The 13,004-nt window shown below is 64.9% G+C and carries 13 protein-coding genes; 5 read left to right on the top strand and 8 right to left on the bottom strand.

Annotated features, from left to right (window positions below):
• Positions 1-147 precede the first annotated feature (147 nt).
• Entirely contained in the window at positions 148-1,371 is a 1,224-nt protein-coding gene (locus NCS28_RS13985) for an MFS transporter (RefSeq protein ID WP_250514358.1), read from the top strand.
• A gap of 54 nt (positions 1,372-1,425) precedes the next feature.
• Here the strand turns inward: NCS28_RS13985 and NCS28_RS13980 are convergent, their stop codons facing one another.
• Positions 1,426-2,571, bottom strand: a complete 1,146-nt coding sequence (locus NCS28_RS13980) for a branched-chain amino acid ABC transporter substrate-binding protein (RefSeq protein WP_250477250.1) — start codon at positions 2,569-2,571, stop codon at positions 1,426-1,428.
• 542 nt (positions 2,572-3,113) lie between these two features.
• Between NCS28_RS13980 and NCS28_RS13975 the strand changes: the two genes are divergently transcribed.
• Entirely contained in the window at positions 3,114-3,818 is a 705-nt protein-coding gene (locus tag NCS28_RS13975; protein ID WP_250514357.1) for a dienelactone hydrolase family protein, read from the top strand.
• Between the two features lie 42 nt (positions 3,819-3,860).
• On the opposite strand, the gene NCS28_RS13970 is transcribed toward NCS28_RS13975, so the two are convergent.
• Positions 3,861-4,043 (bottom strand): hypothetical protein, encoded by a 183-nt coding sequence (locus NCS28_RS13970; protein ID WP_016346751.1) that lies wholly within the window; start codon positions 4,041-4,043, stop codon positions 3,861-3,863.
• 217 nt (positions 4,044-4,260) lie between these two features.
• On the bottom strand, positions 4,261-5,523 hold the full coding sequence (locus NCS28_RS13965) for an MFS transporter (RefSeq protein ID WP_250514356.1): 1,263 nt from the start codon (positions 5,521-5,523) through the stop codon (positions 4,261-4,263).
• 322 nt (positions 5,524-5,845) lie between these two features.
• Here NCS28_RS13965 and NCS28_RS13960 point away from each other — a divergent pair, with 322 nt between their 5' ends.
• From NCS28_RS13960 to NCS28_RS13950, 3 genes are all read left to right on the top strand, one after another.
• A complete protein-coding gene (locus NCS28_RS13960) occupies positions 5,846-6,058 on the top strand; it encodes a hypothetical protein (RefSeq protein ID WP_008352308.1) in 213 nt (70 codons plus the stop codon).
• A 61-nt stretch (positions 6,059-6,119) separates the two neighbouring features.
• A complete protein-coding gene (locus NCS28_RS13955) occupies positions 6,120-7,151 on the top strand; it encodes a serine/threonine protein kinase (RefSeq protein ID WP_250514355.1) in 1,032 nt (343 codons plus the stop codon).
• Between the two features lie 175 nt (positions 7,152-7,326).
• Positions 7,327-8,055 carry a PepSY-associated TM helix domain-containing protein gene (locus tag NCS28_RS13950; protein WP_250514354.1) on the top strand — a complete coding sequence of 243 codons (729 nt, stop codon included), beginning with the start codon at positions 7,327-7,329 and terminating at the stop codon, positions 8,053-8,055.
• A gap of 7 nt (positions 8,056-8,062) precedes the next feature.
• Here NCS28_RS13950 and NCS28_RS13945 read toward each other — a convergent pair whose 3' ends face one another.
• The 5 genes from NCS28_RS13945 to NCS28_RS13925 all read right to left on the bottom strand — a co-directional run bounded on the left by NCS28_RS13945 (position 8,063) and on the right by NCS28_RS13925 (position 12,999).
• Positions 8,063-9,289, bottom strand: a complete 1,227-nt coding sequence (locus NCS28_RS13945) for a PepSY-associated TM helix domain-containing protein (protein WP_250514353.1) — start codon at positions 9,287-9,289, stop codon at positions 8,063-8,065.
• Between the two features lie 95 nt (positions 9,290-9,384).
• Entirely contained in the window at positions 9,385-10,404 is a 1,020-nt protein-coding gene (locus tag NCS28_RS13940; protein WP_250514352.1) for an XdhC family protein, read from the bottom strand.
• Positions 10,377-10,928, bottom strand: coding sequence for an SRPBCC family protein (locus tag NCS28_RS13935; RefSeq protein WP_250514351.1), 552 nt, complete (start codon positions 10,926-10,928; stop codon positions 10,377-10,379). Before NCS28_RS13935 ends, NCS28_RS13940 begins: the two co-directional genes overlap by 28 nt.
• A complete protein-coding gene (locus NCS28_RS13930) occupies positions 10,919-12,109 on the bottom strand; it encodes a vWA domain-containing protein (protein ID WP_502801187.1) in 1,191 nt (396 codons plus the stop codon). The genes NCS28_RS13935 and NCS28_RS13930 overlap by 10 nt, the downstream gene beginning before the upstream one ends.
• Complete coding sequence (locus tag NCS28_RS13925) at positions 12,106-12,999, bottom strand: AAA family ATPase (RefSeq protein WP_250514349.1); 894 nt, start codon at positions 12,997-12,999, stop codon at positions 12,106-12,108. The genes NCS28_RS13930 and NCS28_RS13925 overlap by 4 nt, the downstream gene beginning before the upstream one ends.
• Between the last annotated feature and the right edge of the window lie 5 nt (positions 13,000-13,004).

Here is a 13,004-nt window from a genome sequence, read left to right as displayed (position 1 = left end):
TCGTGCGTTGGTCGATCGTCGGACGATGGTAATGCAGCGTGTCCGAGCGTGTCGCCTGGCCGTTCGATAGAATCGAAAGCCTTCGCGTCCGATGGCATCATTTCCGGTCGCCCTCCCGTTTCACGCAACTTTAAAACGGCTTCTCTCGTGTCCGACTCGACTACCGCCTCCGCCGCCTGCGATCCCAATCCGACGCTCGCGCTGCATCGCAGCCTGCCGCGTGCCACGCGCGTTCGCGCGCGCTACGCGACGATGGCCGTATTCTTCATCGCGGGCATGATGTACGCGTCGTGGGGCGTGCACGTGCCGACCGTGCGGGACAAGTTCGCGCTCAGCCCGGGCATGCTCTCGATCGCGCTGCTGGCCGTCGCGGGCGGCTCGATCTTCGCGATGCTCACGACCGGATCGTGGATCGCGCGCGCCGGCACGCGCACCGCCTGCCTGGCGGGCGGCATCACGATGATGCTCTGCGGCTCGCTGATCCTCGTGACACCTTCGTATTGGCTGCTGCTGATCGTGCTTGCGATCTTCGGCTTCGGCATGGCGACGCTCGACGTCGCAATGAACGCCGAAGCGAGCGCGGTCGAGCAGGCGCTGGGGCGTCCGATCATGTCTTCGCTGCACGGCATGTTCAGCATCGGCGGGATGGCGGGCGCGGCGGTGGGCGGCGCGCTCCTCGCGCACGGGCTCGCACCCGCCGCGCATCTCGCGCTGGCATCGGCCGTGAGCCTCATCGTCCTGCTCGTTTCGATGCCCGCGGTGCTGCCGCACGTCCCTCATCGCGACGAGCACGCGAAGGCGTCGTCGTCGAATCGCTGGCGCTCGGGCGCGCTGTGGGCACTCGGCGGTTTGGCGCTGATCGCGCTGATCGCGGAAGGCGCGATGTACGACTGGGCCACCGTGTATATGCGCGATATCGTCGGGGCCACGCCGTCGGTGTCGAGCGCGGCCTACGCGGCGTTCTCCGGCGGCATGGCGGCCGGACGATTCGGCGGCGACGCCGTGCGCGCGCGTTTCGGCGCGCCGCAACTGATCTTCGGCAGCGCGGGTCTCGCATTCATCGGCATGGCGATGGCGCTCTTGTTGCCGAACACCATCGTCACGATGACCGGCTTCACGCTGATGGGCCTCGGTCTCGCGAACATGATGCCGGTGCTGTTCGCGGCGGCGGCGCGCGTCGAAGGCGTGACGGCGGCGGAAGGACTTGCACAGGTCGCGGGCCTCGCGTACTTCGGCCTGCTGCTCGGGCCGGTGCTGATCGGCGGCGTCGCGCAGATCAGCACGCTGCCAATCGGCCTGTGCGTCGTGGCGGCGTGCTGCCTGATCATCACGGTGATCGGGCCGCGCATTCTGAAGCGCTGGAAAATATAAAGCGCGCGGGCCTTTCGGCTCCGCGCGCTTTTCGAGACCGAAGTCCCGCGTCGCTTACATCTTTACGACGTCGAGCAGCGTCTTCTTGCCGCCCTTGTAGTTGTACAGCGAGATCACGCCGTGCTTCAGATCGCCCTTCGAATCGAAGGTCGTCTGGCCGATCACGCCCTTGTAGTCCGTGTTCGGCATCGCGGCGACGATCTTGGCCGGATCGGTCGAGTTGGCGCGCTTCATCGCGTCGACGATGATGTACACCGCGTCATACGTGAACGGCGCGTAGATCTGGATCGGCTGGCCGAAGCGCTTCTGGAACTTGTCCGCGAACTGCTTGCCGCCGTCCATCTTCTCGAGCGCCATGCCCGCTTCCGAGCACACGACGTTGTCGGTCGCGTCGCCGGCCAGATCCGACAGCTTTTCGGTACAGACGCCGTCGCCCGCGAGAACCTTCGCGCGCAGGCCGAGCTGCTTGGCTTGCTTGGCGAACGGGCCGCCGGTCGCGTCCATGCCGCCGTACATCACGGCGTCGGGGTTTTCGCCCTTGATCTTGGTCAGAATGGCGCGGAAGTCGACAGCCTTGTCGTTGGTCGCGTCGTGCGAGATCACCTTGAGGCCGAGCGACTTGGCGGTCTTCTCGAATTCGTTCGCGAGACCCTGGCCGTAAGCGGTCGAATCGTCGACCACGGCAACCGTCTTCACCTTCAGGCTCTTCGCCGCGTAGTTGGCGAGCGCCGGGCCTTGCTGCGCATCGGTCGCGACCACGCGATACGTCGTCTTGAAGCCTTGCTGCGTGTAGGTCGGGTTCGTCGCCGACGGGGAGATCTGGACGATGCCCGCGTCGCTGTAAATCTTCGAAGCCGGAATGGACGTACCGGAGTTCAAGTGACCGACGACGCCGACGACCTTGTCATCGACCAGCTTCTGCGCCACCTGCGTGGCGGTGCGCGGGTCGGCTGCGTCGTCCTGCGCGTCGAGTTCCAGCGTGATCTTCTGGCCGCCGATCGTCAGACCCTTGGCGTTGATCTCTTCGACTGCGAGCCGCGCGCCGTTTTCGTTATCCTTGCCCAGGTGAGCAATGCCGCCGGTCAGCGGAGCGACGTGACCGATCTTGACGACCTGGTCGGCTGCTGCGGACGTTGCCAACGTAGCGAACAGCACGGCTGCGGCGCTGATCGGCAACAGTTTGTGAAGCTTGGTGTTCATGTAAGTCTCCAGTTTCGGTCCCAAAAACAACGTAATCGCCCTGTGCCCCGTCTTTCATCACGATCGCTCAGTCCCGTGGACGACCACGCCGGATGCATCGTCATGCACTTGGCAAGTCCTTCCGGCAGGCCGTTCGTGGCAGCCGCCATCCGCACTGCGCGCAAGTGTAGGGTTGTCAAATTAATTTAGGGAAGTTTTTTAAGATACTGGTGTCACTACCGATTAACGGCCAGTTGTGATGCGCCGCCGTTTGTGGTGGTGTCGCGCGAAGACGCCCAGTACATGCGGGTTTCCGAGCTATCGGCGCCGGAAGGTTTGGCCGTCATTCAAGTTTGACGGGCACCCGCCGATAATCCCCGCCCGCCGGCATCATTAGCCTGTTCTTTTAAGGCTGCTTTTTACCTTGCGTTTAGATCGGAGGCTCTAAAACCCGTCCGCACGTCAAACGGCATGCCAGCCGCGCGCCGGCGTTCAGGGCGACTGAAAGGGAAAGCTGGCAAACTCACCCGGCCGACCATTTCACATACGCAAGGAGTATCGACGTGACCGTATCCGTAACTTCCCGCTGGATCGACATTCCCGCCGATGGCGAGAGCTTCCAGGGCTATCTCGCGTTACCCAAGACCGGCACCGGACCTGCCGTGATCATCCTGCAGGAGATCTTCGGCGTGAATGCCCACATTCGCAGCGTCGCCGATCAGTACGCCGCCGATGGCTATGTCGCGCTCGCGCCCGATGTCTTCTGGCGCACGCAGCCGCGCGTCGAGCTGGGCTACGAAGGCGCGGATCGCGAAAAGGCGATGGAACTGCTGCAAAAGACCCAGCTCGATGCCGCCGTCGCCGATGTCGGCGCAGCCGCGAACGCGCTGCGCGCGCTGCCCGAAGTGACGGGCAAGATCGCGGCAATCGGCTATTGCTTCGGCGGCCGGCTCGCATATCTCGCGGCGGCGCAGGGTTCGGTGGATGTGGCGGTGGCCTACTACGGCGGCGGCATTCAGAACGCGCTCGATAAGGCCGATCAGGTGAAGGTTCCGATGCAATTCCATTACGGCGAACTCGACGCGCACATTCCGCCCGATGCTGTGGACGCGGTGCGCCAGAAGTTCGCGGGCCGCCAGGATTCGGCGCTGTACGTCTACTCGCAGGCCGATCATGGTTTCAACTGCGGCGACCGCGCGTCGTATAACGCGAAGGCATCCGCGCTCGCGCACGGACGCACGCTGACCTTCCTCGGCGAGTATCTGTAAAAGCAGCCTGCTTTTAGCGAGCGCGCCCCCGAGGGGCGCTCGCTAAATCAGCGCCGGCAAGCCTTCGACGAGCAGAAAGGCGGCGAGCACGCCGAGCAGCGCGCCGAAGACACGCAGCGCGTTGTTCTTGAAATGCGTCGCGCAGGGAATGGCCCCGAGGAACAGCGCGCCAGCCAGCGCCATCGGGATGATCAGGATGAAGTCGCCGATCGTGAAGTACGTCATAGTGCGTCTCCCTTCGTCTTGCTGATCGTCGCGCGTTGAAAAGCTGCATCGACGATTCGAGTATAGGCCGCTCCGTGGAAGGCGTCGGCCGATCTTCGTGCGATGGGAGACCGCAGCGATTTGTGAAAGCCTTGCGCAACAAGGATTTGCGGTCGCCCATTTTTAAGCGGACGCGGAAAACCCTTAGTCTCGTTTCATTTCAACCGGCTTTCGAATTTCATGCGACCGTCGCGCGCTCGCGCCGGTTCAGATAAGCCGCGCCCGCCAGTCCGACGAGCAGCAATGCGGCGATCAGCCCGGCGACGCCCGCCCATCCGAACGCGGTCCAGAAGTGGCCGCCATACGATCCGATCAAGCTCGATCCGATGTAATACGCGAGCAGATAAAGCGCCGCCGCCTGTCCTTTTGCCTGCGCGGCGAGCCGCCCGACCCAGCCGCTCGCGACCGCGTGCCCGGCGAAGAAACCGAACGTCAGGCACGAGATCCCGCCGATGATCACCGGCAACGCGTTCGACAAAGTCAGCGCAATGCCGAGCATCATCAAGAGGAGACTCGCGATCAGCACGCGGCCGCGTCCGAAGACATCGGCCATCTTGCCGGACCACGGCGACGCAACGACGCCCGTCAGATACACGGTGAAGATCGCGCCGATCTGCGTCTGATTCAGTTGGAACGGCGCGCCGAGCAGCCGGTAGCCGACGTAGTTGTAGAGCGTGACGAAGCTGCCCATCAGCACGAAGCCGATGAGAAACAGAAACGGCAAACCGCCATGCCGCAGATGGCCGGCAAGCGAGCGCCGATGATGCGCAAACCCGACGCCGCGCCGAGGCTCGAACCGTCGCGACGGCGGCAAGAGCGAGCGAAACGCGAGCGTGGCGAGCAACCCAAGCAGCCCGATACCGCCGATCGCGACGCGCCAGCCGAACAGATCCGCGAGGATGCCGCTGATGACGCGCCCGGCCATCCCGCCGATGGCCGTCCCGCCGACATACAGGCCCATCGCGAGCCCTAGGCCTTCCGGGTGCACTTCCTCCGCAAGATACGCCATCGCGACGGCGGGCACGCCGCCGAGCGCGAAACCTTCGAGCGCGCGCACGACGAGCAGCGCGTGCCAATCGGGCAGCACGGCGGCGGCGACGGTCAGCACCGACGACGCAAGCAGCGAAAGCGTCATCAATCGGTGGCGGCTCCAGCTTTCCGAGACGAATCCCGCGATGAAGATCGCGATCGCTAGCGCCGCAGTGCTCACCGACACTGTGAGTGCGCTCACCGCCGGACTGACGCCGAACGCCTTCGTGAACTCGGGAAGCAGCGGCTGCACACAGTACAGCAGCGAGAACGTCGCGTACCCGGCGAACAGCAGCGCGAGCGACGCTCGCCAGTATGCGCGCGATCCGCGTTCGAGATAGGACGCTGCGTCGGAGGCCTGGTTTGCGTTAGCGTCGGCATTCGGGCGCTGCGGCGCCGGTGAAGCGTTCACGAATGAAGTCTCCGCTGAAAAACCCTAAACGATACGCTGATCCTAAGGGTTTTTCCTGATACGACACACACGCATTGGCGACGATCACCAGTAATTACTGCGAGTCGTCTGCGATCGGCAACATAACGAGGCGAATGGCGTCGCGCCGACGCGCCGCGATGCGCTAAAGTAAGAGCACAATCGTTCATGAAAGCCGCGCATGTCGCGCTTCCCGCAACAAAGACGCGGCGATTGTCTGGTGCACGAGCCGTGAAAAGCCTGTGCTTGGTGAAATATATGACCGGCGTTCCATCCTCAGCCGGCGTTGAAACGGGGATTCATCATGCAAATCGGTTCGATTGTCCGCTCCGTGCATATTGCCGTGCCTCAGGGCGCGCGCGGCATCGTGATGCGCATTCTCGGCGACATGGCGATGGTCGCCTGGTACGCGGGCGAGCCCGGCGTGACCAAACTGCTCAATACGGAGCCGTTCTTTCTCGAAGACCTGATCGATACGGGCGATGTCGTGCGCCCGTCGAACACGGTCGTTCATTGAACGGTGCCCCACGCATCGATGTCATGATGCCGCCCGCGCGAAGGCGCGGCACAATGCCGGGATGAACTCAATCGATCCCGATTCCCCCGGCGCGCCTGCCGACGACGCGCCGCCCTTCGCCGGCCTCACGCCCGAGTGCGTGCTCGATGCGCTCGACAGCGTGCTGCTTCCCGTGGGCGCACGCACCGACGGCCGCCTGCTGCCGCTCAACAGTTACGAAAACCGCGTGTATCAGGTGGGCGTCGAAGACGGCGCGCCGGTCGTCGCGAAGTTTTATCGTCCGAAACGTTGGTCGAACACGGCGATTCTCGAAGAACATGCGTTTGTCGCCAGTCTCGTCGAGCGCGAGATTCCAGCGGTTCCGGCGCGCGTGCTCGAAGGCGCGACGCTGCACGAATTCGACGGGTTTCGCTTTTCAGTCTTCGAGCGGCGTGGCGGACGCGCGCCCGATCTCGACCGCAGCGATACCCTCGAATGGCTCGGGCGCTTCATCGGGCGCATTCACGCGGTGGGCGCGATCGAGCCTTATCGCGAGCGGCCGACGCTCGATACCGAGACATTCGGTTTCGAGCCGCGCGACTTTCTGCTGACGCACGGCTTCATTCCCGCCGATGTGTGCGAAGCCTGGGAAACCGTCATGTCGATGGCGCTCGAAGGCGTCGCGCAATGCTTCGACCGCGCGGGCGACGTGCGGCGTCTGCGTGTGCACGGCGACTGTCATCCGAGCAACGTGCTCTGGACCGACGCGGGCCCGCATTTCGTCGATTTCGACGACAGCCGCATGGCTCCGGCAATCCAGGATCTATGGCTGCTGCTGCCCGCCGGACGGGCGGACGCATCGCGCGCGCTCACCGAACTGCTAGCCGGATACGAAGATTTCTGCGAGTTCGATCCGCGCGAACTGCATCTGATCGAAGCCTTGCGCACGCTCCGGCTGATCCACTACTCGGCGTGGCTCGCGCGCCGCTGGAACGATCCGGCGTTTCCCGCCGCCTTTCCGTGGTTCAACACGCAGCGCTATTGGGAAGACCGCATCCTCGAATTGCGCGAGCAAGTCGGCGCGATGCAGGAAGGCCCGCTCTGGCCCGTCTGAAATTTTTTGTGACATTCGCGCCCTGTCAGGCAATCGCAAAGCATTGAAAAGCGCTTTTGCGCATGTAATGATAACAATTCTCATTTGCCCGCCTGTAGTCGATCGCCGCGCGTTTGTTCGCGAATAGCCGATCGGGGCGCGGCTTTGCCTGCCAACGCCCGATCTGGAGAGACGCGTGAACGCGCCTGACACCCTCAATCCGCAGCCGCCCGCGACGAGCGGCCCGACGCACTATCGTCCGCATGGGCGCCTCATCGACGATGCCGAGCAGTTCGTGCGCAAGAACCGCTCGCGCCGCTCGACTTTTTTGAAGTGGCTGCGCAAGGTGCACGGCTGGATTGGCTTGTGGGGCGCGCTGCTCGGCCTGCTGTTCGGCGTGACGGGTTTTCTGCTGAATCACCGCGCACCGCCGCTGCGCATTCCTACCGGCGAGCCGCAGGTTTCGCAGATGCAGATGCCGCTTCCAGCCGCTGGCTTCAAGACGCCGCGCGACATGGGCGTGTGGCTGAAGAAGGAATTGAAGATCGACGGCAACCTCGGGCGCGCGCGCCGCGAGCCGGCGCATCCGGTCGGCTGGGGCGACAAGAGCACGATGCAGCCGGAGCAGTGGTCGGTGATGGTGGCGTCGCCGGGCGGCAGCGTGATGGCCGAGTACTGGGTGGGCAACAACTTCGTGTCGGTGAAGCGCACCGAAAACACCTTCCTCGCGATGATGACGAACCTGCACAAAGGCGTGGGCCTGAGCGTGGGCTGGGTGCTGCTCATCGATACGTTCGCGGGCAGCATTATTCTGTTGTCGCTGACCGGCGTGCTGCTGTGGACCGAGCTGAACAAGAAACGCACGGCGGGCGTGGTGATCGTGGCGGCGTCGCTGATCGCGGCGATTGTTTGCGGGTTGATGTGACTTCGGGCTACGCGGCGCGCTTTCCCTTCCCCGGGTTATGCCGCGTAAGCCACAAGTAAAGCCCGCTCCCTAGCACCACAATCGTCAGCACATCGCACGCCGCCCAGAAGATCTTGAGCGGCATACCGCCGAAATCGCCGAAATGCAGCGGCTGCGAGCCCAGCAGCACCTTCAGATACCACGGTAGTTCGCGTGCGTCGGTGAGCGCGCCCGTCGATGCATCGACGAGCACCGGCCGCAGCATGCGCGTCGTGAGGATGCCGTCGCCGCGCATCCATACGGCATAGTGATGCGGACTGGCAAAACGCGTCCCCGGAAACGCGACGAACGACGGAATCATGTCCGGCGCGACCTGCCGCGCGGTCTTCACGGCATCGTCGACGGAAGCGCGCACGATCGCCGGCGGCTGTCCCCGATACGGCGCGACCATCTGCGCGAGCTGATCGTTGCGCCACGCTTCGAGCATCAGATCGGCGAGCGTGTTGATCGAACCCGTCGCGCCGACGAGCAACGCCCACGCGAGCGTCGACATGCCGATCGCGTTATGCCAGTCGAGCCAGACGATGCGCCGCTTCTTCTTCATGCGCACGCGCCCCAGCCCGACCTTGCGCCAGAACGGCAAATAGACGACGACGCCCGACACGATCGCCGCGAGAAACACGACGCCCATCGCGCCGAGAAAGAGTTTGCCGAAGAGTCCGGCGAACATGTCGACGTGCAGTTTCAACAGGACGAACTTGAGCGAGCCTTTGCCCGGCGGCATGCCGAGCGGCCGCGCGGTGCGTGCGTCGATGGTGGTGCTCGAGGTATCGTCGGGCGGCGTGTCGGCGTGCGGCGCCGTGACGACGATCGGCAGAAGCGGATCGTCCGGCTCCCAGATCATGTATTGCGGCACATGGGCGGGATGCTGCGCGAGCGCGGCGCGCAGCACGGCGTCGTAGCTCGCGCGTGCATCCGCCTGCGATGCGGGCAGTTCAGGCGCTTCGATCGCATCGCCGGTGAGAATATCGAGTTCGTGGCCGAACACGAGCGGCAGCCCCGTCAGACACAGCAGCAACATGAACGCCGTGCAGACGAGACTCGTCCAGCGATGCACGATCGACCATGCACGCAGCGCGCGCTGACTCATATGGCGCTTCGTACCGTGTTCGACGGTCGCGCGTGGCGAAGCGGGCGACGCATCGGCGCGATCGGCGACGTGCCGGTCATCGCCGATCAAAACCTTGCCGGGCATTCGATGAAGACGTTGGGCTGAGAGAAAAAGGTATCGCGCGAGCCGATAAGGCCGCGCAAATGAGAACGACTATTATATAGCCGCCCGCTACGCGCTCACACGCCGCACACCTCGCCCCTCCCCGCGACCTCGCGCGCCGCCTTCGCGCCTTCGACCTGCAACAACTCGGGCAGCGACACGCCGTTCTTCGCCGCCGTGACCTCCGCGAGAATCGACACGGCAATTTCCGGCGGCGTCCTGCTGCCGATGTAGATGCCCACCGGCCCGTGCAGCCGCGCGAGTTCGGCCTCGCTCAGATCGAACTCCTTCAGACGCTCGCGGCGCGCCGCGTTATTGCGCCGCGAACCGAGCGCGCCGACATAGAACGCGGGCGTCTTCAGCGCTTCCATCAGCGCGAGATCGTCCAGTTTGGGATCGTGCGTGAGCGCGATCACCGCGCAGCGCTCGTCGAGCTTCATGTCCATGACGGTGTCGTCGGGCATGGTGCGCACGATCGTCGTGCCCGGCACGTTCCACTCTTCCGTGTATTCCTCGCGCGGATCGCAGACAGTCACCTGATAGTCCAGCCCCACCGCGATGCTGCACAGATACCGCGACAACTGCCCCGCGCCGATCACCAGCATGCGGTAGCGCGGGCCGTGAATCGTCAAGAGCCGCTCGTCGTCGAAGAGCACGCCGTCGGTAGCTCGCGCGGCTTCGAGGCGCGCGACGCCCGTCGCCATGTCGAGCGTGCGCGCGACGAGCCTGCCGCTTTCCACCGCCGCGCACAGTTCGGCGACGCCACTCGACATCGTCAAGGGTTCCAGCACGAGCTGGATCGTGCCGCCGCACGGCAAGCCGAACCGATGCGCCTCTTCCGCGCTGATGCCGTACTTCACCGCTTCCGGCTTCGTCTGTTCGATGCCCCGTTGCCGCACGCGCTCGATGAGATCGTCCTCGATGCATCCGCCCGACACCGAGCCGACGACATGACCGTCGCCGCGCACGGCGAGCATCGCGCCCTCGGGCCTCGGCGACGAGCCCCACGTCTTCACCACCGTCACGAGCAACACGCGATGTCCCTCTTCGAGCCATCGCGCGCTGTTCTTCAGGACTTCGAGATCCACGCTGTCCATGATTTCTTTCCTTTCTCCTGCCCTTCCTGCACGTCCGCGCCGTTTTCGCCGGCGGCGGCTGCGTCCTGCGATTCCTGCCCGCCCTGCAACTGCGCGCTGAATCGTTTGAAAAATTCCCCCGCAATCTTACGCGCCGCGCCGTCGACGAGCCGCGAGCCGATTTGCGCGAGCTTGCCGCCGACCTGCGCGCTCGCACTGTAGCTGAGCTTCGTCGTGTCGGCTTCGTCGCCGGGCTCGAGGTTGACGGTCGCGCTGCCCTTGCTGAAGCCGGCCGCGCCGCCCTGCCCTTCGAACACGATCGTGTAAGTATGCGGGGCGTCGATATTCGTCAGCTCCATTCTGCCCTTGAAGCGCGCCTTCACCGGCCCGACCGCCGCCGTCATCGCGACGTTGTAGGCATTTTCGCCGTCGGCGTCGATGCTGTCGCAGCCGGGAATGCAGTCCTTCAGCACCGACGTGTCGTTGAGCGCTTCCCACGCGCGCGCCTGCGGCACGGGCAACGTGTGTGTTTCGGTCAGTTCCATCGCGGGCCTCCCAAGGGCTTGTGTTGCGACAGAACGGCGAGTTCGCGGCCCACTGCGCCGAGGCTGTCGAGGTTATGGGCCGCGAGCATCGCATCGACGTGCGGCAGGATCGCACGCACGCCTCGCGCGCGCGGCGTGAAATCGGCGAAGCGCAACAGCGGGTTGAGCCACACTAGCCGATGCGCGAAGCGTCTGAGCCGTTGCATCTCGGCATCGAGCACGTCGATGGCTTCGTGATCGAGGCCATCGGTGACGAGCAGCACCGTCGCACGCCCCGACAGCACGCGGCGCGCCCAGCGTCGATTGAACTCTGCGAGCGCTGCGCCGATGCGCGTGCCGCCCGACCAGTCCGCCACGTTCTGTCCGAGCGTCGCGATGGCGACATCGGGATCGCGTTCGCGCAATGCGCGTGTCGCATTGGTGAGGCGCGTGCCGAACAGGAATACCTGCAGCCGTTCGCGCGACTGCAACAGCGCGTGGCAGAAGTAGAGCACGGCGCGCGAGTACGCGCTCATCGAGCCGGAAATGTCGAGCAGCAAAACGAGCGGCGGCCGGCGCTCGACCGCCGCGCGATATTTCCATACGGTCCAGTCGCCGCCCGAGCGGACGGCATGTCGCGCGCTCGCCTTGAGATCCGCATGCGTGCCGCGCGACGCCGCCTTCAGCCTGCGCGTCGGTTCGGTCGCGAGCGGCATCCGGTGCGCGCGGATCTGATGCCGCAGCGTGCGCCATTCGTCGGCGCTGAGCGTGTCGAAATCGCGATGACTCAGGCGTTCCTGCGAGCTGAACGTGATGCGCGCGTGCGCGGCTTCGGGTTTCGATTCCGACGCCTGCGCCTTCGATGCCGCGGCGCGCGTCGCCAAAGCATCGGCGAGTCGGTTGCTGCGCTTCGGCGGCGGCATGCCGTTCTTCACCTTCGGCAGCAACAGCGCGCGCAGCTTGCCTTCCCAGTCGGGATCGCGCCAGAAGAGATCGAACGCGGCGTCGAAGATATCGCGCTCGTCGCTCGCGTGAACGAGCAGGCATGCGAGCGTCGCGCGTACGTCGTCGCGGCGATGCAGATCGACGAAGCGCAGCGCGTCGAGCGCGTCCACCGCGTGCGCGGGCGACATGCCGAGACCCGCGCCCCGCAGGAGCCTCACGAAATGCACGACATTGCGGGCGAACGGTTCCATCGTCATGGCGTGGCGGAGAGACAGTGCGCGAGCGTGTCGGCGTCCATGCGCGCGAGATCGTCCTGATACTTCAGCAGCACGCCGAGCGTGTCCCGAACCGATTGCGGATCGAGCTCCGACACCGACAACGCCGCGAGCGCGCGGCACCAGTCGATCGTCTCCGCGACGCCCGGCGCCTTGAACAGATCCAGCGTGCGCAGTCGATGCACGAACGCGACCGCCCTCGCCTGCAACGCGCTGCCCGCTTCCGGCGCGCGCGCCGCGACGATCGCGAGTTCCACGTCCCGCTCGGGATAACCGATCCACTGATAAAGACAACGGCGCTTCAACGCATCGTGGACTTCGCGCGTGCGGTTCGACGTCATCACGACGAGCGGCGGCCGCGCCGCGCGCACCGTGCCGTACTCCGGAATCGATACCTGAAAATCCGAAAGCAGTTCGAGCAGAAACGCTTCGAACGGCTCGTCGGCGCGATCGATTTCGTCGATCAGCAAAACGCGGCGCGCGTCGGGATTCGCGGGATCGGGCAGCAGCGCCTGAAGCAGCGGACGCTTCAGAAGAAACTCGCCGCGATACAGCGAATCGTTCGAGGGCGTTTCGCCCGATGCCTCCGCGAGCCGCAGCGCCATGATCTGCCGCGGATAGTCCCACTCGTAGAGCGCGCTCGCCGTATCGAGACCTTCGTAGCATTGCAGGCGCAACAATGTGGTGCCGCACAGCCCCGCCGCCGCTTTCGCGAGCTCGGTCTTGCCGACGCCCGGCTCGCCTTCGAGAAAGAGCGGCCGCTGCATCTTGAACGCGAGAAAGAGCGCCGTCGCGAGCTCGCGGTTCGCGAAGTACCGATGCTCGCGCAAACGCGCGAGCGTGTCGTCGATGGAACCGCGCTCGCCCTGCATCGCGA

The sequence above is a fragment of the Caballeronia sp. INDeC2 genome (assembly GCF_023631325.1).
Taxonomy (GTDB): domain Bacteria; phylum Pseudomonadota; class Gammaproteobacteria; order Burkholderiales; family Burkholderiaceae; genus Caballeronia.
Note: the sequence above shows the minus strand (reverse complement) of the source record. Positions and strands in the feature narration are given on the sequence as shown.